19 protein-coding genes, 1 tRNA gene and 1 pseudogene are annotated in these 20,018 nt (G+C 61.9%); 14 read left to right on the plus strand and 7 right to left on the minus strand.

Features of this window, described 5'->3' with window-relative positions:
• A partial coding sequence (locus FV222_RS03770; protein WP_147813023.1) for an efflux RND transporter permease subunit occupies nucleotides 1-2,350 on the plus strand: 2,350 nt, incomplete at its 5' end.
• A gap of 43 nt (nucleotides 2,351-2,393) precedes the next feature.
• On the opposite strand, the gene FV222_RS03775 is transcribed toward FV222_RS03770, so the two are convergent.
• Nucleotides 2,394-3,185: an ABC transporter substrate-binding protein gene (locus tag FV222_RS03775; protein WP_147813024.1), complete on the minus strand. Its 792-nt coding sequence runs from the start codon at nucleotides 3,183-3,185 to the stop codon at nucleotides 2,394-2,396.
• A gap of 228 nt (nucleotides 3,186-3,413) precedes the next feature.
• Here FV222_RS03775 and FV222_RS03780 point away from each other — a divergent pair, with 228 nt between their 5' ends.
• From FV222_RS03780 to groL, 5 genes are all read left to right on the plus strand, one after another.
• Entirely contained in the window at nucleotides 3,414-4,160 is a 747-nt protein-coding gene (locus tag FV222_RS03780; protein ID WP_187277206.1) for a TetR/AcrR family transcriptional regulator, read from the plus strand.
• Nucleotides 4,161-4,320: 160 nt separating this feature from the next.
• Nucleotides 4,321-4,405 (plus strand) — tRNA-Leu (locus tag FV222_RS03785).
• A gap of 98 nt (nucleotides 4,406-4,503) precedes the next feature.
• Nucleotides 4,504-6,159 carry a site-specific integrase gene (locus FV222_RS03790; RefSeq protein WP_246685316.1) on the plus strand — a complete coding sequence of 552 codons (1,656 nt, stop codon included), beginning with the start codon at nucleotides 4,504-4,506 and terminating at the stop codon, nucleotides 6,157-6,159.
• Nucleotides 6,160-6,823: 664 nt separating this feature from the next.
• Nucleotides 6,824-7,111 carry a co-chaperone GroES gene (locus FV222_RS03800; protein WP_147813042.1) on the plus strand — a complete coding sequence of 96 codons (288 nt, stop codon included), beginning with the start codon at nucleotides 6,824-6,826 and terminating at the stop codon, nucleotides 7,109-7,111.
• Between the two features lie 95 nt (nucleotides 7,112-7,206).
• The gene (gene groL, locus FV222_RS03805) at nucleotides 7,207-8,868 is read left to right on the plus strand and encodes a chaperonin GroEL (RefSeq protein ID WP_147813027.1); all 1,662 of its coding nucleotides are present in this window, start codon (nucleotides 7,207-7,209) and stop codon (nucleotides 8,866-8,868) included.
• Between the two features lie 130 nt (nucleotides 8,869-8,998).
• Here groL and FV222_RS03810 read toward each other — a convergent pair whose 3' ends face one another.
• Nucleotides 8,999-9,400, minus strand: coding sequence for a GNAT family N-acetyltransferase (locus FV222_RS03810; protein ID WP_210248444.1), 402 nt, complete (start codon nucleotides 9,398-9,400; stop codon nucleotides 8,999-9,001).
• Between the two features lie 126 nt (nucleotides 9,401-9,526).
• On the opposite strand from FV222_RS03810, the gene FV222_RS03815 reads away from it, so the two are divergent.
• The 5 genes from FV222_RS03815 to FV222_RS03835 all read left to right on the plus strand — a co-directional run bounded on the left by FV222_RS03815 (nucleotide 9,527) and on the right by FV222_RS03835 (nucleotide 13,481).
• On the plus strand, nucleotides 9,527-9,871 hold the full coding sequence (locus tag FV222_RS03815; protein ID WP_147813029.1) for a hypothetical protein: 345 nt from the start codon (nucleotides 9,527-9,529) through the stop codon (nucleotides 9,869-9,871).
• Nucleotides 9,872-10,134: 263 nt separating this feature from the next.
• Nucleotides 10,135-11,025, plus strand: a complete 891-nt coding sequence (locus tag FV222_RS03820) for an ImmA/IrrE family metallo-endopeptidase (protein ID WP_147813030.1) — start codon at nucleotides 10,135-10,137, stop codon at nucleotides 11,023-11,025.
• A gap of 416 nt (nucleotides 11,026-11,441) precedes the next feature.
• The gene (locus FV222_RS03825) at nucleotides 11,442-11,681 is read left to right on the plus strand and encodes a hypothetical protein (RefSeq protein WP_147813031.1); all 240 of its coding nucleotides are present in this window, start codon (nucleotides 11,442-11,444) and stop codon (nucleotides 11,679-11,681) included.
• A 284-nt stretch (nucleotides 11,682-11,965) separates the two neighbouring features.
• Nucleotides 11,966-12,412: a hypothetical protein gene (locus tag FV222_RS03830; protein WP_147813032.1), complete on the plus strand. Its 447-nt coding sequence runs from the start codon at nucleotides 11,966-11,968 to the stop codon at nucleotides 12,410-12,412.
• A 172-nt stretch (nucleotides 12,413-12,584) separates the two neighbouring features.
• Complete coding sequence (locus tag FV222_RS03835) at nucleotides 12,585-13,481, plus strand: 3'-5' exonuclease (protein ID WP_147813033.1); 897 nt, start codon at nucleotides 12,585-12,587, stop codon at nucleotides 13,479-13,481.
• Nucleotides 13,482-13,531: 50 nt separating this feature from the next.
• Here the strand turns inward: FV222_RS03835 and FV222_RS03840 are convergent, their stop codons facing one another.
• Together FV222_RS03840 and FV222_RS03845 are read right to left on the minus strand one after the other, a co-directional pair.
• Nucleotides 13,532-13,942, minus strand: a complete 411-nt coding sequence (locus FV222_RS03840) for a GNAT family N-acetyltransferase (protein ID WP_210248445.1) — start codon at nucleotides 13,940-13,942, stop codon at nucleotides 13,532-13,534.
• Between the two features lie 105 nt (nucleotides 13,943-14,047).
• Nucleotides 14,048-15,643 (minus strand): hypothetical protein, encoded by a 1,596-nt coding sequence (locus tag FV222_RS03845; protein WP_147813035.1) that lies wholly within the window; start codon nucleotides 15,641-15,643, stop codon nucleotides 14,048-14,050.
• 105 nt (nucleotides 15,644-15,748) lie between these two features.
• On the opposite strand from FV222_RS03845, the pseudogene FV222_RS03850 reads away from it, so the two are divergent.
• Nucleotides 15,749-16,210, plus strand: a pseudogene (locus FV222_RS03850) (helix-hairpin-helix domain-containing protein); the annotation flags it as partial.
• A 75-nt stretch (nucleotides 16,211-16,285) separates the two neighbouring features.
• On the opposite strand, the gene FV222_RS03855 reads toward FV222_RS03850, so the two are convergent.
• The 3 genes from FV222_RS03855 to FV222_RS03870 form a co-directional block, all read right to left on the minus strand.
• Nucleotides 16,286-16,783: a hypothetical protein gene (locus tag FV222_RS03855; protein WP_210248446.1), complete on the minus strand. Its 498-nt coding sequence runs from the start codon at nucleotides 16,781-16,783 to the stop codon at nucleotides 16,286-16,288.
• Nucleotides 16,784-16,803: 20 nt separating this feature from the next.
• Entirely contained in the window at nucleotides 16,804-17,508 is a 705-nt protein-coding gene (locus FV222_RS03860) for a hypothetical protein (protein WP_147813037.1), read from the minus strand.
• Between the two features lie 540 nt (nucleotides 17,509-18,048).
• Nucleotides 18,049-18,780, minus strand: coding sequence for an aspartate/glutamate racemase family protein (locus FV222_RS03870; protein WP_246685317.1), 732 nt, complete (start codon nucleotides 18,778-18,780; stop codon nucleotides 18,049-18,051).
• A gap of 98 nt (nucleotides 18,781-18,878) precedes the next feature.
• Between FV222_RS03870 and FV222_RS03875 the strand changes: the two genes are divergently transcribed.
• Complete coding sequence (locus FV222_RS03875) at nucleotides 18,879-19,460, plus strand: recombinase family protein (protein ID WP_147813039.1); 582 nt, start codon at nucleotides 18,879-18,881, stop codon at nucleotides 19,458-19,460.
• 233 nt (nucleotides 19,461-19,693) lie between these two features.
• Nucleotides 19,694-20,018: hypothetical protein (locus tag FV222_RS30585; protein ID WP_210248447.1), on the plus strand; the 325-nt coding region annotated here is incomplete at its 3' end.

Consider the following 20,018-nt stretch of genomic DNA (forward strand, 5'->3'; position numbering starts at 1 on the left):
CACCGCCGAGGAGCCGCGCACCTTCGCCCGCTTCAACGGCGAGCCGGTGGTCGCCTTCGCGATCTCGCGCTCGGCGGGCGCGAGCGACGCCGACGTCTCGGTCGGCGTCGCCGACCGGATCGCGGCCCTGCATGCCGCCAACCCGGGCGTGCGCTTCGACCTGATCGACACCTCCGTCACCAACACCGTCGGCAACTACCATTCGGCGATGCTGGGGCTGCTCGAAGGCTCGGCGCTCGCGGTCATCGTCGTGCTGCTGTTCCTGAAGGATTGGCGCGCGACGCTGATCGCTGCGGTGGCGCTGCCGCTCTCCGTGCTGCCGACGTTCTGGGTGATGAGCACGCTGGGCTTCTCGCTCAACGCCGTGAGCCTTCTGGCGATCACGCTGGTCACCGGCATCCTGGTCGACGACGCCATCGTCGAGATCGAGAACATCGTCCGCCACATGCGGATGGGGAAGTCGCCCTACCGCGCGGCCCTGGAGGCGGCCGACGAGATCGGGCTTGCCGTCATCGCCATCACCGCGACGATCATCGCGATCTTCGCCCCCGTCTCGTTCATGGGCGGCATCGCCGGGCAGTACTTCAAGCAGTTCGGCCTGACGATCGCGGCGGCCGTGTTCATGTCGCTGCTGGTCGCGCGCCTGATCACCCCGCTGCTCGCCGCCTACTTCCTGCGCGACCACGGGCCGGAGGACACGCGCGAAGGCGTGATCATGCGCGGCTACACCCGCCTGGTTGCGTGGTCGGTCCGGCACAAGTTCGTCACCCTCGTGGCGGGGCTGGCGTGCTTTGCCGCCTCGATCATGTCGACCGGCCTGCTGCCCTCCGGCTTCCTGCCGGCCGAGGACGCCGCCCGCACCCTGTTCGTGGTCGAGCTGCCGCCCGGCGCCCGGCTCGCCGAGACGACGCGGGTGACCGACGCCCTCGTGGACAAGATCCGCACGCTGCCCGAGGTGCGCAGCGTGTTCGTGGATGGCGGCCGGCAGCTGCCGGGCAAGAAGGAGGTCCGGCTCGCCTCGCTGACCATCAACCTGACGCCGAAGAACACCCGCCACCGCACGCAGAAGGAGGTCGACGTCGCCGTCGGCGCGATCCTGCGGCAGCAGCCCGACATCCGGTTCTGGGCGTTGCGCGAGGGCGGCCAGCGCGACCTCGCGCTGATCATCGCCGGGCCGGACAAGGCGGTGGTCGCCGACGTGTCCCAGCGTCTCCAGCGCGAGGCGGCCGGTGTGCCCCACCTCGTCAACGTGATCTCGACCGCACCGCTCGACCGCACCGAGATCCGCATCCGCCCCAAGGCCGGGGTCGCCGCCGACCTCGGCGTCTCGACCGACCTCATCGCCGAGACGGTGCGCGTCGGCACCATCGGCGACATCGGCGCCAACCTCGCCAAGTTCAACGCCCGGGACCGGCAGGTGCCGATCCGGGTGCAGCTGCCCGACCGCCTGCGCGGCGACCTCGCCCAGCTCGAGACCCTCAAGGTCCCGGTCAAGGGCGGCGCCGCGGTGCCGCTCTCGACGGTGGCCGACCTCTCCCTCGGCCAGGGTCCGACGGCGATCGACCGCTACGACCGGGCGATCCGCGTGGCGTTGGAGGGCGACATGCAGGGCTCCGACGCGCTGGGCTCCCTGATCGACCAGGTCATGCAGCTGCCCACCGCCAAGAGCCTGCCGCCCGGCGTGACCATCAGCCAGACCGGCGATGCCGAGGTGATGGGCGAGGTGTTCTCCGGCTTCGCCCTGGCCATGGGCGCCGGGTTGATGATGGTGTTCGGCGTGCTGATCCTGCTGTTCGGCTCGTTCCTGCAGCCGATGACGATCCTGTTCTCGTTGCCGCTCTCGATCGGCGGCGCGATCCTCGGGCTGCTGGTGTTCCACAAGCCGATCTCGATGCCCGTCGTCATCGGCATCCTGATGCTGATGGGCGTGGTGACGAAGAACGCGATCATGCTCGTCGACTTCGCCGTCGAGGAGATGAGCCGCGGCGTCGACCGCGCCACCGCGATCATCGATGCGGGCCGCAAGCGCGCCCGGCCGATCGTGATGACCACCATCGCCATGGCCGCCGGCATGGTGCCCTCGGCGATGGCTTTGGGCATCGGCGGCGAGTTCCGCGCGCCGATGGCGATCGCGGTGATCGGCGGCCTCATCGTCTCCACCGGCCTCTCGCTGGTCTTCGTGCCGGCGATCTTCGTGCTGATGGACGACCTTTCCCGCCTGATCGTGCGCCTGTTCGTGCGCTTCGTCGGCGAGCGCGACGACCCGGAAGACGCAGGGCTCACATCCCCGGCGAGACCCGCCAACGACGGGCGGACCTACCCGTCGCCGCCGCGGGTGGCGGCGGAGTAGGCGCGGGGCCGCAGGCGCGCCTCCCCGGCCGAGACCCTGATGCTCACTCGGCCGGCGCCACCGTCGCCGCCTGGCCGTTGGCGTCCAACGCTTTCGCCACGAAGCCGTCGGCCTTCATCGCCTCGACGAACCGGCGCAGGTAGGCCGCGCCCGCGTCCCGGCCCTTCGGCACGCCCATCGCCTGGGCGATTTCCATGAAGCGGCCGGGCAGCATGCGCACTTGGGGATGCGCGGCGGCGTAGGCCTCCAGCGGCTGGCGGACGTTGGCCGCCACCTCGAGCCCGGATTCGGCGAAGAGGGCGATCGCCGCCGGCGAGGTGGGCGCGCGCACCAGGGTGGCGTGGCGGATGGTGCGGCTCAGGTACAGGTCGTAGGCGCTGCCCCGGCCGACCGCGATGCGCACGCCGTCCCGGTCGACCGCATCCAGCGCGCGGATCGGCGAGGCGGCGGGCACGAGGTAGCCGCCCTCGATCACGAGGTAGGGCGCGGTGAAGACGATACCCTCGGCGCGCGTCGGGTCGCGTGCGAGGAAGCAGACGTCCCAGGCGCCGCTCGCCGCCGCCTCCGAGACCGCGCCGGCGCTGTCGTAGGGCACGAGGACCAGCGGCACGCCGATCCGCTCCGACAGAGCGCGCGCGAGGTCGACCGCGACGCCGGACAGCGCGCCGTCCGCCCCCTTGCGCGCCAGCACCGCGTTGCCGAGGTTGATCGCCGCCCGGAGCGTGCCGGTCGGCGCGAGATCCCGGGCGAGATCCCGGGCGATCGCGGCATCCTCGGCCTGCGCCGCCGGCGCGAGGAAGGCGGCGAGGAGGAACATGGCCCAGACGATCCGCATGTAACCCCCCGATCCCGGCGTATCTGAAGGATACCGCGTCTCGCCCGTCCCCGTCATATCCGTCGTTCCCGGGCCGTCATGCGGCAAGCGCGCACAAAGGCACTGCCCTCGTCCGCCCGCATCCCTACATAGGACGGGAAGCAGGATCGGGTGCCAGCGCATCGATCGCCCTTACGCGGCGCGCGTCCCATCGGGCGTCGCGCCCACGACAAGCCAGGAGCAGGCCGCATGACCGAGACAGCAGGCTCGTCGAAGAAGGGCCGCAAGCCGGCCCAGCTGAGCGCTCACTCCGAGGCGCCGACGCTGCCCCCGCGCGAGGCGGCGGTGGAGGCTTTGATGCGGCTCGCGGCCGAGCAGCCCTGGAACGACATCGAGGTCGGCGACATCGCCCGAGAGGCCGGTCTGAGCCTCGCGGAGCTGCGCGACCTGTTCCCCTCGAAGGGCGCCGTCCTCGGCGGGCTCGCCCGGATCATCGACCGCAAGGTTCTGGAGGACGACGGTTCGGACCTCGCCGAGGAGCCGACGCGCGAGCGCCTGTTCGACGTGCTGATGCGCCGCCTCGACGCGATGACGCCGTACAAGCCGGCGCTGCGGCGCATCGCCTACGCCCTCCGCGGCGATCCGCTGTCGATGCTCGCGCTGAACGGCGTGGCGCTGAACTCGCACCGCTACATGCTGGCGGCGGCCGGGATCGACACGGAAGGCCCCCTCGGCCGGCTCAAGCTCCAGGGCGTGGTGATCGCCTTCGCCCGCGTCACCGAGATCTGGCTCGACGACGACGACCCGGCGCTGGCCCGGACGATGGCCCGCCTCGACAAGGAGATCCGCAGCGGCGAACGCTTCATGGAGCGCGCCGAGGACGCCCGCCGCCTCGCCGCCCCGTTCCGTGCCCTCGGACGCTCCCTGCTCGACCGCCGATCGAACCGAGCCCGGGTGCCGGACGCGGAGGACGCCGAGCCGGCCGCACAAATCTGAGATGCCGGCACCCGGCGCAGCGGACCACGACCCGACCGGCGCCTCGCCGGAACGGGCCGTGGTGGTATCGGACCGACGAGTGCCCGCGATGCGGAATCCCGATTGACGCCACCGACGCCACCCCCTAAACGAGCCTTCGTCGGCGCCGAGCGCCCGACGAGCCCAGGTGGCGGAATTGGTAGACGCGCTGGTTTCAGGTACCAGTCTTGCAAGAGGTGAAGGTTCGAGTCCTTTCCTGGGCACCATCAGCCGGCTAAGCCGCTGAACCGCAAAGCAAATCAGCAAAATCAGAGACTTAGGGCAGCCCGAGTGATACAATCGGGTGATACAAATGGCCCTGAGAATGGCGCAGCCCTGGCCCCACCCTAAAACCCGCGTCTTCTGGTTCCGGCGTGCCGTGCCGAAGGACCTGCGCGACCTCGTGGGCAAGCGCGAGGAACTCTTCAGCCTTGAGACGAAGGACCCGGCCGAGGCTCGTGTCCGCTACGCCAAGCGCTCGGCCGAGGTCGAGGCACGTTGGGCCAACCTCCGAGGCGGCGCGCGCACGCTGACGGAGCGCGAAGCTCACGCCCTTGCCACCTCCGCTCACGAGCAGTGGCTATACCTGCACCACGACGATCCGAGCTTCCAGGTTGGTTGGCACACCGACCTCTACCCGACGCTTTGGACGGCCGTGCCATTGCCCGAAACCGAGGCGCAGCCGGGCGTGACCGGCACGGTGCCGATCACGAACCTGTTCTACCGCTCGATGCGGCACAGGTGCTTCGCGGAGGCCGACAGGATCCTCGCCCGCAACGGCCTCGTCGTCGATGAGTGGAGCCGGACGAAGCTGGCGAGGGCTGTCGGCGTCGCACTTCAGAGGGCAAGCCTCACTCTCGGTCGTGCTGCGCAGGGTGAGATCGGCCTCGATGATTCGCCCGCTCACGATTCTACCAGGGAAGCCGACGGGCATGTTGGCGCGGCGGCGCCTTCGATCCCGACACCCTCTCGCGCGCTGACGCAACGCGGAGGCCCGAAGCCGTTGTCCCTGACCGGCCTGTTCGACGCATGGTGGCAGGAGGCGAAGGGCGCCGGTCGCAAGCCCAGCACACACGAGAGCTACGATAAGACGGTCCGCTACCTCATCGCTTTCCTGAAGCACGACGATGCCACGCAGGTGACGGCGGAGGACATCGTCGCCTTCAAGGACTATCGGCTGGCAACACCCTCGAAGCGCACCGGCAAAGTGCCATCTGCCAAGACGGTGAAGGACAGCGATCTCGCAGCGCTGAAGACGCTGTTCGGCTGGGCGGTGATCAATCGGAAGCTCCCGGCGAACCCAGCGTCTGGACTGACGATCAAGATCGGCAAGAGGCAGCGCGTTCGGGCGAAGGGTTTCGTCGAGGTCGAGGTTCACGCGATCCTCTCGGCCGCGCTGCACTACGTTGCCGGTGAGCATGAGAACCCGCGCACAGCCGCCGCGAAGCGCTGGCTTCCATGGCTTTGCGCATTCAGCGGTGCGCGGGTTGGAGAGATGGGCCAGTTGCGGCGGCAGGACCTTCGCCGCGAAGGTGATCTGTGGATCATCAACATCACGCCCGAGGCCGGCACGGTAAAAACCGACGAAGCGCGGGACGTGGTGCTGCACCAGCAACTGGTCGAGCTTGGCTTTCCGTCCTTCGTCGCGGCGAGCGCAGAGGGACCGCTCTTCCTCACGCCCGGCAAAGGCGGCGATGTCCTTGGCCCGCTCGCCGGCCTGCTGAATCGGATGCGGGAGTTCGTTCGGCCCATAGTGCCCGACCCGAACGTCCAGCCGAATCATGGGTGGCGGCACCTTTTCACTACAATTTGTGAGGAAGCTGAGATCAACCCACGTGTCTACAACGCGATCATGGGTCATGCCGGACGCACAGTGGCAGAGAGCTACGGCGACGTAACGCTGAAGGCCAAAGCTATCGCAATATGTAAGCTTCCGTCCTTCGATCTCGACAAGCTACGGGCAATTACCGGCAGAGGTTGACCTATAACAGGTTGTCCAGGAATCTGCTGTGAAGGCGATCTGATTCACATATATGGAAGCCGTGGCATCAGTTGGCCCGAAGTATTACAATTCTTGGCGACTGCCTGTTCCTCGCCGGGCGGATCATCGTCTATGGAACAACATACAACTTGCTGGGCGTTGTTTGAGCGGAGCCAACTTTATGCCGCCTTGGCGGCCTCGGCATCACTTAACAGCGGGACATAAGCGCACCATTGGCAGAAGCCCTTCTCCGCCGCCCGCCACTCGTTCCGCTGTGAGCAATGCGGGCACACCCTAAGAAGCAGCTTGAGCCCCGTCAGCACTCCGTGCCCCCGACCACGAAACGTTATCTCGCCCTCAGGCAACTTTTTAGCGGCAGCGTTTGTCGGCATCCGGTCTCCGCAAGGAAGCAAAACTTTTTATACAACCAGTACGAGAAGTTGACCACCGTTTCACCGTAACGCCGGTCCCACATATCGAACCGATCTCACGCATACGCGCCCAAAACAAAATCCGGCTGGGGCAAACGATTATTAGCAGTCCAGTCGATTGAGTGCTAATGACCGCTTGGCGCGGTAGCTTTTGAATTTGCAGCCGCCGCCTCTCCTGCGATCCGAGCATCGTACCCGTGCAACGTGATCGGCAGGACGATTGGAATCCGAAAATGAAATTTCGTCCGCTGCATGACCGCGTGGTTCTCCGTCGTATCGAAGGCGAGGAGAAGACCAAGGGCGGCATCATTATCCCGGACACGGTCAAGGAGAAGCCGCAGGAGGGCGAGGTCATCGCAGTCGGTCCCGGTGCTCGGGATGAAGCTGGGCGGATCAACGCTCCCGATGTGAAGGCCGGTGATCGCGTGCTGTTCGGCAAGTGGTCCGGCACCGAGGTCAAGATCGACGGTCAGGACCTTCTGATCATGAAGGAAACAGACATCATGGGCGTCATCGCCTAAATCGCTCGCGCCGCTCGCAATTCCAATGACCTGCCCTTTCGAGGCGGCCGCTGTGGCGTGCCTCAGGGCGTAATAGCATTGAAGAGACCATACCCATGGCTGCCAAAGACGTTCGTTTTTCGGTCGATGCCCGCGAGAAGATGCTGCGTGGCGTCGAGCTCCTTGCCAACGCGGTGAAGGTCACGCTCGGTCCAAAGGGCCGCAACGTCGTGATTGACAAGAGCTACGGCGCGCCCCGCATCACCAAAGACGGCGTCACCGTCGCCAAAGAGATCGAACTTTCCGACAAGTTCGAGAACATGGGCGCCCAGATGGTGCGTGAAGTGGCCTCGAAGTCGAGCGACATCGCGGGCGACGGCACTACGACGGCGACCGTGCTTGCTGCCTCCATCGTCCGCGAGGGTGTGAAGTACGTGGCCGCTGGTATGAACCCGATGGATCTCAAGCGCGGCATCGATCTCGCTGTGGCCGCTGTCGTGAAGGACATCGGTGAGCGCGCACGCAAGGTCGCCTCATCGGAGGAAATCGCGCAGGTCGGCACGATCTCAGCCAATGGTGACAAGGAAATTGGCGAGATGATCGCCCATGCCATGGAGAAGGTCGGCAAAGAGGGTGTCATCACCGTCGAGGAGGCCAAGACGGCTGAGACCGAACTCGACGTCGTCGAGGGCATGCAGTTCGACCGCGGCTACCTCTCCCCGTACTTCATCACCAATGCCGAGAAGATGATGGCGGATCTCGAGGATCCCTACATCCTCATCCATGAGAAGAAGCTCGGCTCGCTTCAGGCCCTGCTGCCGATTCTTGAAGCCGTGGTGCAGACGGGCAAGCCGCTGCTCATCATCGCCGAGGACATCGAGGGCGAGGCGCTCGCCACCCTCGTGGTGAACAAGCTGCGCGGCGGCCTCAAGGTCGCGGCCGTGAAGGCTCCGGGGTTCGGTGATCGCCGCAAGGCCATGCTCGAAGACATTGCCCTGCTCACCAAGGGTCAGATGATCGCCGAGGACCTCGGCATCAAGCTCGAGAACGTCACCCTCGAGATGTTGGGCCACGCCAAGCGGGTGCGCATCGACAAGGAGACCACCACGATCATCGACGGTGCCGGCGACAAGGCCGACATCGAAGCACGTGTGGCTCAGATCAAAGCGCAGATCGAAGAGACCACCTCGGACTACGATAAGGAAAAGCTCCAGGAGCGTCAGGCCAAGCTCGCTGGTGGCGTCGCGGTCATCCGTGTCGGTGGCTCGACCGAGGTCGAGGTCAAGGAGAAGAAGGACCGCGTTGATGACGCGCTTCATGCCACCCGTGCGGCAGTGGAAGAGGGTATCGTCCCCGGCGGCGGCACCGCCTTGCTCCGCGCCAAGGCGGCCGTTCAGGGCCTCTCGAACGACAACCCCGACGTCCAGGCCGGCATCAAGATCGTCCTGAAGGCACTTGAAGCTCCGATCCGTCAGATCGCCCAGAACTCGGGTGTCGAGGGCTCGATAGTCGTCGGCAAGATCCTCGCGAACTCGTCCGCGACCTACGGCTTCAACGCTCAGACGGAAGAGTATGTTGACATGCTTCAGGCCGGCATCGTTGATCCGGCAAAGGTTGTGCGGGCTGCCTTACAGGGTGCAGCGTCGGTTGCCGGTCTGCTCGTCACGACCGAGGCGATGATTTCCGAGGCTCCGAGGAAGGAAGCTCCGCAGATGCCCGGCGGTGGCGGCATGGGCGGTGGCGGCATGGGCGGTGGCATGGGCGGCATGGACTTCTAGTCCACGCAGCATACTGAAACGAAGATCCGAAAAGGCCGCCTTCGAAGGTGGCCTTTTTTAATTTATTTCCTCGAACATTGTGCGTGTCAGTGCAGCACATACCGCAGCTTGCAGTGGGCAATGCATAACCTCAAGTACGGCGACGTTCCATTTCAAACCGTCGGTGCCGACGACCTGAGCTATCGATTTGAGAATCCTCTTCGATAACGGCGAAGTCCCGAGACCGATAAAAATCAACGGCCAGAACGTTCTTGGCAAAGACGTGGAGGCGCAGCCACCGGTGACGTTTCTGTGCTTCCTGTAAGAGAGCTGATCCTATCCCCTGGCCGGCATATGGGGGATCTACGTACAAGGCGGAGATGTAGCCTTCATCATCCACGGTGATGAAGCCGATCACCGAGCCGTCGAACTCTGCAATCAGGGTTTCCGGGTGTCCCAGCAGAAGCTCCAAATGCTGCCGCCCCTCGGTCTGCTCACTGCGTTCCAAGAACGAATGAGAGACGGGGAACGTCCGGTCGAACACCGCAAGCACTAAAGCTTCGTCAACTCCGCACTTGTAGAGACGGATATGCATTGCCTCTGAGTAGCCTCCCGGATGAACAGCCCCACCCCGAGGGCCAGCGAAAGTCTGCGCTTGCTGCGAGAAACTCGGCACGCGATGTATGTCAACATGGGCTTATCAAAGGAGTGGGCGGCCGAGTATACCGTTGATACAGCAGGGAGGCAGGCAGCATCGCCGATGTCAGGGACCGACGACTATCTCCGAGCGCTCTTCAATCAGGCAGCCGAAGAAAAAGCATATGTTGACCGTTTGCGCGGAGCGAATGACGCCCATTCGGGTGGAACGGAGACCCCGCCTGCATCAGCTCCCGCCGTATCGTTGATGATCACGAATCGGCAACGGCGCGAGTTGCACGAGCTTGGCTTTTCGGATGAGGCCGTTCGACTGATGACGCCCGCCGAGGCGCACGGCCATCTTGGGCTAGGCAAGCCGAGCGTCTGAGCGCGATGTCACCACTCCATGAACTTGAGAAAACCTGTTCGGCCTAGCGGTCGCCGCTGTGACAGCTTGGCGAGCGCGGCAGCGATCTTAGCTCCCCCGATGCCGTCGGGATCACAGGGACCGCCATGCCACGCCAGCATGGCCTTTGCTCACGATGGGGCGGTTGAGGTACTGCTCGCGCGCACTCCCTTGCAACCTGGTCTTGGGATCGCAGGTGCATGGCAACCTGATGGATCGCCTCGGAAGTACGGAGGTGTCCGCGCATGCAGATCAATAGGAAGGACCTTGCAGATGCGGGCTCGCCGGAGGCGCTCGTCAAACGCATCCTACAGGCCGAGCCGAACCTTCCGGTACCCGTGCCGATCCAGGAGCTATGCGCACGCCTCGGCATCCTGAAGGTCGAGGACCTCGAAACCGAGGCGTTCGAGGGCGGCCTCGTCACCGACGCGAAGCGGTCTGACGGCACCATCCTCGCCAAGCGCGGGGGCGAACCGCGTCGCCGCTTCACCATCGCGCACGAACTCGGCCACTTCCTGATGGCGCACCACATCCCCGATCAGCCTGACCGGTTCTCGTGCAAGAAATCCGACATGCTGCGCATCACGGCCAAGGCGGACGACCCGCGGCAGCGCAGGGAGGTCGAGGCCAACCGCTTTGCCAGCCTCCTGCTGATGCCTCCGCACCTCCTACGGGGGGCTATGACGGCGTTTCGCGAGCCCGATCTGCAGCACGTTCTTGCGCTCGCGCGCGAATTCGCGGTCGGTAAGGAGACGGCGGCCCGGGCCTACGTCCAGTACCACGCCGAGCGGATCGCCATCGTCGTGGCGGGCAACGGCCGGGTGCAGCGTTGCTACCGCAGCCTCTCCTTCCCGGCCATCGTCTGCGCCGTCGGAAGCCCGGTCCCGGAGCAATCGCTCTTTCACAGGAGTCCGAATCAACCGAGCATCGCGAGCGACATCGCCGCGTGCAGTCCTGATCTCTGGATCGATAAGAAGCGCGACCTCCGTGCGCCGGTTCTCAACGAGCAAGTGTATGTCCAGCAGAACGGCTTCGCGATGATTCTGTTGCGGTTGGAGCCCGTCCCAGAGGAGAGTGCGGAGGAGCGCAGGATGGAGGAGGGCTGGCGTTACCGCTTTCACTCAGGGCGACGGTAAGCAACACTTGCGCGGCGGCGAGCCGAATCATCGCGCAGCTTCAGTCGAGAATGTCTAATCTATAATCTATCGAAATCCGATTTTTCGCACAAAGTAGTCTGCTTTCGGGTCAAGCCCGATTGGCTCTTTGGATACGTATTGCCGAACGAACTGAAACAAAAGCATTGCAGCAATTGCCATTACTGACCCACCTAAGGGTACAATAAAAAAAGCTAGAAGTAGTGGCTGATCTGCAAGCATGACCGCGCTTATGAGCGCGCCGACAACCGAGGCGGCTACGATTCGGAAGATGCAGCATTCTGATGGTTCCACGGCAACCTCTGGGCATACAATTTTTCTATCATAGGTTGTTCTAGCTTAGCATTATCGCAACCACAATGTGTGTGCGTAGTGCTGCCTCACGGCTCCGTGAAGGTTTGAAACAGCGCGAGGTGTTCTTCCTCCCGCCCGGCAACGGCGGCGATGTGCTAGGCCCGCTTGCCGGCCTGCTAAACCGGATGCCGAAGTTCGTCCGGCCCATCGTCCCCGATCCGAATGTGCAGCCGTATCACCGGTGGCGGCACCTCTTCACGACGATCTGCGAGGAGGCAGAAATCAGCCCGCGCGTTTACAACGCCATTATGGGACATGCAGGACGCACGGTAGCGGACGGCTAAGGCGACGTGACACTGAAGGCCAAAGCCGTCGCAATAGGGAAGCATCCGTCCTTCGATCTCGATAACCTACGGGTGATCGCCGGCGGACGGGGCAACGTCCAAAGCATCGAACCCTCGTCCAGTCTTGATGCTCCTTGCTCTTAACAAAAGTTGCGCAGCAAACGCAGGGCTACGATCCTGATGGCAACCAAGCGTTAATGCTGCCTGGGCATTGTCAAAAATCTGGTCGATCAGCCGTTCGGACAAAACGTGTCCGCTCAGTTGCAACGAGAGATAAACGGGCCATGCCTCGCCTGCTCGAACTAATACACTGGAAAACGCAGGCGATGTTTGCGTGGAAGCCAACCCGTGCTCAGTTGCTTCCTCTCATCCTGGGGGTTTTTGCCTTTGCAGGTTGGGGAGCCTACGCGAACACAGCGTCAGCGAACCGCAATCTCACGACTGAGGTCAGCCTGCTTCAGACTGAAAGAAGCGGCTTCGTGAGTCGTCAGAGAGAGTTGGAGCAGGCAAACATCGACCTTGTCCGTGAGTGGCAAGGCAAACTTGCCTCGTCACGCGAGGAGCTTGGTCAAGCTGTTGTCGCGCGCGACACGGCCAAGGGCCAGCTTGGCAGCTCACAGCGCGAGCTTATCGCCTCGAAGAAGCGCCTCGATCAGGCTCGTGAACGTGTCTCCGAGACGGGAAGCATCAAACCCACGGAGCCGTCGAAGAAGGCCGCGAGTAAGCCATAGAGCCGCCTGAGAGCTCGGCCCTCGATGTGATGAATCCAAGCCGCGCTAATTTCCTTGGGGACTCAGCTTTAGAAGGTCTGGCTGGGAGGCCGTGACCGTGTCCTGCTCCCGTGTCGAGTCGCGGCCTCCAATGGCTGAGCGATGGCGAGGTTTGGAACTGGACACAACAGCAGTGACGGAAGCCCTCGACAGCATCGCAAGCGTGCTTCAGGGCACTGGCGACTACCGGGTGCTGCGGCGTGTCAGACCGTTTGTCGATCTCATGGATCCAGCCGACGAGCCGACGTTCATTGGGCTGATCCTCGACACAGAGACCACGGGAATCGATCACGCACGCGACGAGGTGATCGAGCTTGGCATCATCAAGTTCGAGTACGGCGCGAGCGGCCGCGTCTACCGGGTGCTCGAGACGCTCAACCAGCTTCATCAACCGAGCAAGCCGATCCCGCCCGAGGTCACGCGGTTGACCGGCATCACGGATGCCGACGTGGCTGGCCAGCGCATCGACGATGCGGCCGTGCGCGCGATGACCGCCGATGCCGCCGTGGTGATCGCTCACAACGCCAGCTTCGACCGCCAGATGTGCGAGGGCCGCTGGCCAATCTTTGCCGAGAAGAACTGGGCTTGTTCCTGCCATCAGGTGCCATGGCGTGACGAAGGCCACGAGGGCATGAAGCTTGGCTATCTACTCACCGACTACGGCTTCTTCCATAACGGGCATCGCGCCATCGACGACTGCCATGCCCTCATGGCGCTGCTAGCAGCCCCATTAAGGGCCTCCGGCCGCCTCGCGCTGTCATGCCTGCTCGAAACTGCCCGCAAGCCCACGGTGCGCATCTGGGCCGCAGGCTCGCCTATTACCACGAAGGACGTACTGAAGGCGCGCAGCTATCGCTGGAGCGGCCGGCGGCGCTGTTGGTACATCGATGTTGAAGAGGATCGGTTCGAGATCGAGCGCACCTTCCTTAGCCAGGAGATTTTCCAGGGTAACGTCCGAGACCTACCCGCCGACCGCATCACGGCGCGGGATCGGTTTTCTGTGAGAACGAACCCCGAAGCCGCGGGGTGACTCTCTGAGCTGAGCCAGCGCATTTCCCAGCTTTGCCGAAGGCTCCTCAGCTACCGATAGGCGGTGGAACCGTTGGCGCGCTCCATAGCGTATCGGCGGTGCCGGCGACCTAGGCTATCGATCTGCGTATCCTCATCGACCACCGCAAAGCCCCGCGCTGTGCAAAATTTCACGGCCAAAAAGTTTTCTTCAAAAACGTGAAGCTCGAAGCGTCGATGACGATCTTCTGCCGCTCGCAGCAGAGCTGATCCGACACCAATGCTGCTCTGGCCGACGTACAATGCGGAGATGTAGCCTTCGTAATCTACAGTGATGAAGCCAATTACAGAGTCGTCTAGCTCAGCAATAAGAGTTTTGGAGTATTCCAATAGAAGCTTAAGATGCTGACGACCCTCGGTCTGCTCATGTCTTTTTAAAAACGAATGAGAGAACCAGAACGTCCGGTCGAAGACCGCGAGCACCGAAGCTTCGTCATCTCGGCTTTTGTAGGGACGGATGTCCATTGCAGATTAGTAGTTTCCTGGCTGACCATCCGCTACTGTGCCAACTTACCGAGTGCCGTTCAGTCAACCTGCTGAAGCCGCAACCGTGTTTTTCGCGATCCAGACAGCGAGCGGTATTTCCGCCAGAGGTCGATTTCCGAGAAGTTCACGGGCTACCAGTGCGAAGTCGATACGCTCTTCGCCCTCAACCTCATCCTGGGCCGCCTTAGCCGTCCAGGCTAGCAGTTCGGCCCAACGCCCTCGCTGCGGGGAGATAAGATCTCGCAAGGCGGCTTCCTCCCGCTGCTTCTTCGTTCCCTCCTTACGGGCGGTGGCAGGAGGGGTATCGCTTGGCTCGAACCACGATTGCAGGAAGGCATACTCTCTCGGCCAAAGCTTCGAATCAGCGAGCGCGGCCGCGATGGCTTTCGGCGATTGCCGCTCGGACGGGACGCCGTCGAGAAGCTGCTCTATCAGCAATTCAGTTCCCATCCGCTCGGGTCGGACCTGACCGGGACTCACGGCCTCGAGAAATTGAACCAAGCCAAACGGAGGTGGCTCCTGGCGGTCGATATTGGTTGCGAGGTGGTGCGCTATGAGCGACTGCGCGATCTCGGGCGAGGCATCGAACGTATCGAGTTGGCGGCCAACCTCGGCAAGGAACTGATCGCTCTCGCGCCGGCTGAGATCCTCTCGGACCCAAGCGTCTCGTACCCCAAAGCCGTGCTTAACCAAAAGGGAGGCCAGTGCAAGTTTTCGCCCTCGTTTGAGGATCACGAAGACGCTCTGTGCGCCGGCTCCATCGCACCCCGAGGCGATGACTGCGCTGATCTGAACCGCCGGCTTAATAGCAGATTGCAGGCCGCGCTGCCGGCAAGCGCGAACTGCCGAGTCGAGCGTTGCTTGTGCGGCCTCTGTAAGCCACGGGCGCATCATGACGAGGCGCTCTGCGCTTGCCGCAGATATGCCTCCGTGTTGAGCAGCTACTACGAGGTTCCGGGCCACCTGCTCGACCACTGAGGGGTTTGGATCGAGCAGCCATCCAAGAGCAGCCTCCCGCATCGATGCCACCTCCGAGGCGACGAAGGACCCAGCGATCACGGAACGCTGGTCAGCCGGAAAGGCAGCCAATTGCTCGGAGAGTTGCCCGTGGATGAGGAAAGGGTCGTGACCGAAAGCCTCGGCCATGGCGGCATAATGCGTGGTGATGTCGTCGGGACTGAGCGACGGGCCGTGTGAGGCGGCCTGCTCGGAGAGAGCAAGGATGAGGGCACGCAACTCATCGCCAAGATCGAGCTTGGCCGCTGTAAATTGCTGGCCAACCACCATCATCACTTCGGGTGGCAATAGGCCACTCTCGGCCGCCGTAACGAGCTTCTGCCGGACCTCTTTAACGAGGTTCTTCGCCGGTTCGCTGCCGCCTTCGACCGCCATCCGCGTCTCGTCGAGCGCTTGCCCTATCATGAAAAGAAGAGCCTCGCACAAAGCGTCGTTGGGACGCTTTTTGCCAACCTCTTTGATCAGCAGGTCGAGCACGACGATCACGGCGACCGGATTATCGGACAGCGCAAGTCCGACGGTCTGCAACCCTGCCGTCATTTGCCCCCGTCGAAGATCAGCGGCGACGAGCTTCGCGAGCTGAAGGATTCTGGCACGCGGCGCGTTCGCTGTAGCGGGCATCGCGGAGGGCCTCGTAGATGGGGTGCTGCCGATTGATCCAGGGACATAGATAGCAGATCAATCAGCTTGGCACCCGTGACTTCAGCCTGAGACGATCATGCCCCTGTGAACGCCCGGCCACCGACCCATGCCCCGCCGCCGAAGGAAACGCTCGCCGGCACCGTCGAGCGAGTGACCTTCCACAACGCCGACAGCGGCTTCTGCGTCCTGAAGGTCCAGGCGCGCGGCAGGCGCGATCTCTTGCCAGTAATCGGCCATGCCCCGGCCATCAGCGCTGGTGAGTGTGTGGTTGCGACCGTCCTCTGGTTTACCGACAGGCAACACGGACTTCAGTTCAAGGCCGAGACCCTGAAGGTCACGCAGCCGACCGGCGTGGATGGCATCGAGAGGTATCTCGCCTCAGGATACATGCGCGGTATCGACCCGGCCATGGCCAAGCGCATCGGCACGGCCTTGGGGTAAGGCGCCTTCGAGATCGTCGAGGCCGAGCCTGACCGGTTGAAAGAGGCCGCCGGCATCGATCCATCTCGCGCGGCTCGGATCGTCGCCGGCTGGACAAGCAGAAGGCCGTGCGCGAAAGAAAACCTAGTTTCTGCACCACCGCGGCACCAATAATATTTTCGCACCAGTGTATAATTATGTCTATGGTCTAGTTCCAATCTGAGCTGCAAAAGTTAGACTGACCGGGCTGATCGTACTGTAATCAAATCGCGGAAGGGTATCTGACGCTTCAAGTTTATCTATAAGCTGACGAAATTCGTTTATGTCCGACACGCCGAGCATTGGTCTTATTTTGCTAAAATATGCAAGTGATGAAGATCGTGCGAATATTTCAAAGGACACGGAACGGATGGTGGCATAGACGAGTGTGAAAGGATACCACCGAATGTTTCGAACGCTTCCTGCAAGAAAGAGAATAAAATCAGCCGCCATAATGTATCGAAATTCAACCCCCACGCCTTGGCTGCGTTTCTCTAAAAGAGAACCCTGTGGTGAAATTTTTCTTGCTTGCTGACGCTGGTCATTAGCTTGAATAGACTGCAAATGATCCACGAACTCTCGGAAAGTACTCATGGGCTGGGAGCGTTGGTTGCTCAGGTCGCCTATATAATAATCAACATGAATCACACTAGCAGCCATGTCAAAACGTTCGCGCCAAATCATAATGCCAATGTAATACAAAAAATCTCGTTGCTAATGAATTTAAAATTATCGAAACTCCAGTTGTTATAGCCGCGGTTATCACGTGGATAATTGAAAACGATCAGCTTTTCAAAAAATCGGTGTATGACTTTAGCCATAGCCTCGGTTGGTCGGTATGTGGCTACATTAATGAAGAATTCAACCAACTCGTTTCTATAGGGAATAAAGTCGTCGATGCTTTTTAAGATTTTTTCATCAAAGTTTTCTCCGCCGCCCTCAAGAACAAATTGATTCAATTCTGATATTATTACATCAAGGTACTGTTCTGAAAATGCTTCAGCTTGATCACGCCCGGCCTTTATGGCATCGACTGCGCGACGCAGTGGAACGGCGGTGGTAAGTTTGACCGGGCTATCCAAATTCAAAAAAGCTGGAGGCTTGCCCATTTCGGGCTTTGCATAAAGCGGTCTATCATAAATCCATCTCAAGAGACGATCAAATTCCTCTCCATATCGAGCTTCATCTATAAGATCGATGTATATTCGACCTTTATAATAAGTTGGCAAGTAGGCATGCCCATCTGCATTACGCTCGCGCACAACCGCGACAAATTTGTTTTGATCTGTCTTAGTATAAAGACTAGCAGATATGATCTGCGCTTCAGTTCCTGCGCCACCAGATCGCTGATCGCTCTTTTCTGCATACTTCTTATCGCAAATCATTACTACTTTTTTATGTCTTCTCGTGAGACCATTTGTTCCATGAAAACATTTGCATCATGCCCCTCGCGCAAGTCCCATTTGTCGAGAATCACATCAACGGCTTGGCTGCGTAGTTCTTCTGCAAATCGAATTACCCATGCCTCGTGGTCGGGCGTGGTCCAGCTGTAGGAAATAAAAACTTTTGGATGCATCTGGGATCCCCTATCCATATCAAAAATGGTTTTTCCAGTCCGCGTTTCAACATTGGATGAGCCCGTCGGAAATTCGGTTGGCTCGTCAGTGAATATGCAGCTCCCGTGTATAAGAGGCGGGTGATGCCGCTCATATCCCCATCATTTTTGAAGCCTCATACGGGATAGTCACCAAAAACTTTCGCATATTGCATCCGTAAAGTTGGCGTAGAAACTTCAACAAAAGGAGCGAACCATTGCCTATCACAGTCAGCACCGAAGCAAATCGGCATTGCTAACATGAAGGTATACCCCGGCGTGACGTAACCGGCGGAGCGCTCGTCCTCGTCACAACAGGGTCGATTCGACTTTATGTGACGCTTGGCGCGTCGGGCCTAAGGGCTGATGTGACGCTGGCGGCGGCTGTGGCGGCTGCCGTGAGGCCAACGGTCGGGCTGCTGAGGGCGCGTTGAGCGGTAGGTAACAAGTTGCTGGCCTCCGCCATCGAAGCTTGCGCCAGTGCAACCCGCGTCGCGCCGCCTCGCATGGCGTCCTCTGCGGCTTCGGCGACTATGGCCAAGTAGCGATCCCGGTCGCCAGCCTTGAACGCCTCCCACGCACCAGGAACCAGGCACACCGTCACCTCTGCCCCGGTCGCCAGTGCCGCCGATTCGAACAGCCGCCTTGTCGGCTCCACCGTCGTCTCGACAGCACACAGTACCACGACGCTGCCTCCATCCTTGACGGCCTCGGCCGCCAAGGCTGCATCGACCCGTAAGATCGGGATCGTCGCATCGTCAGCAGCGATCTCCGCGGCCGGCCCCAAGGTTGAGCACGTCAGGAGAACGACGTCGGCCCCGTCGCTCAAGCCTTGCAGTGCCTCAGCGGTCCGCTGCGCGATCTGCATCGTCAGCCCACCCTCCCGCTCCGCTGCGGCAAGAAGGTCGGCGCGCACCTCATGGTGTAGCGTCACCCCGGTCAAGCCGGCCGCCGCTAGGGCGGCATCGAAGACCGCGATGTTGCTCTGGGCCGTATGAAGGCAAGTGATCCGGGGCATGGCACAGCCTTTCAGCGCGCGGTGTTGCGCCGGGAAGTAGCACATCGGCCTCGCCTTAGTGGGCGCACTCACGGCGCTCCGTTGACAGCGACTATTGCAGGTGTGGTGTTTCGGGTGGGCCTACTACCCTGGAGTGACACCCCATGGCCCGCATCGGTTACGCCCGCGTTTCGACACTCGACCAAGATCTCGACGGGCAGGTCGCCCGCCTCACCGCTGAGGGCTGCACCCTCATCCGCTCGGAAAAGGTATCAGGCGGCTCGCGCGAGGGCCGCACCGAACTGGCGACCGTGATCGCGTTTCTCCGAGCCGGCGACGAATTGGTGGTCGCCCGCCTCGACCGGCTTGGACGCGACACCCGCGACGTGCTCAACATTATCCACGAGGTTGAGCAACGCGGGGCCTTCGTCACAGTGCTCGACCCGCACGTCTCAACGCAGGGGCCGATGGGCCATGTTATGCTGACGGTGCTCGGCATGGTCGCGCATATGGAGCGCCGCTTCATCAAGGAGCGCCAGCGCGAGGGCATCGAGCGTGCGAAGTCTGCTGGCATCTACCTTGGCGGTAAGCGCCGGCTCGACCGAGAGCAAATTCGGGCCCTGTACGCCGATGGGAACGGACCAGCCGCGGTCGCACGAGCAGTTGGGGGCTCGCGGATGCAGGTCTACCGTGTGTTGCAAGAGGGCCGAGAACAATCGCCCGAATCACCTGCCACGAGCCGATAGCGCACGGCCGCTTCGGGTGGTTTCTTGCCGGTCTGCTTCTGAAGAGGTAAAAATTGAAAGCTGACTTTTGGTTGTCAGGAGATTGGGCACGGTTTGCGGCGTTCAGTTCCAAAGGCTCTAGTCCAGCTCGCGTGAGTTAAGACGTTCGGCGTTTCTCGAAAAGCCATCTCGATTGTCCTTGAGATGCCGCGACGTAGCGGCAGTCATAGTCGGAGAGCTGGAGGGCTTCCGTCATGTGCGATCCGGATTTACCCGAGAACCGTCATGAGCTCCGCAAGATGGGGCGAAGGTTTCTATCGGTAGGAGCAACGGGGACGCTCGTCAGCGGAACCTTCCTGATCCTGACCGATGATGCCTGGGCGTCCAACAGCCTGTGGTGGGGCGGCCTGTTCGGTGGGATCATGATCAGCGGCTTCGGCGTCATGATGTGGGTAAGCGCTCGGTGGAGGCTCGGCGTTGTATTTCGGTCGCGTCGTCTTCCTGAAGGCCGGCTGACCGAGGGGATGACCGTGCGCCGATCTGGATGTTTTGCGGTGACGAGATGCTTTTCTAGCCCGA

The sequence above is a fragment of the Methylobacterium sp. WL103 genome (genome assembly GCF_008039885.1).
Classification (GTDB): Bacteria; Pseudomonadota; Alphaproteobacteria; order Rhizobiales; family Beijerinckiaceae; genus Methylobacterium; species Methylobacterium cerastii.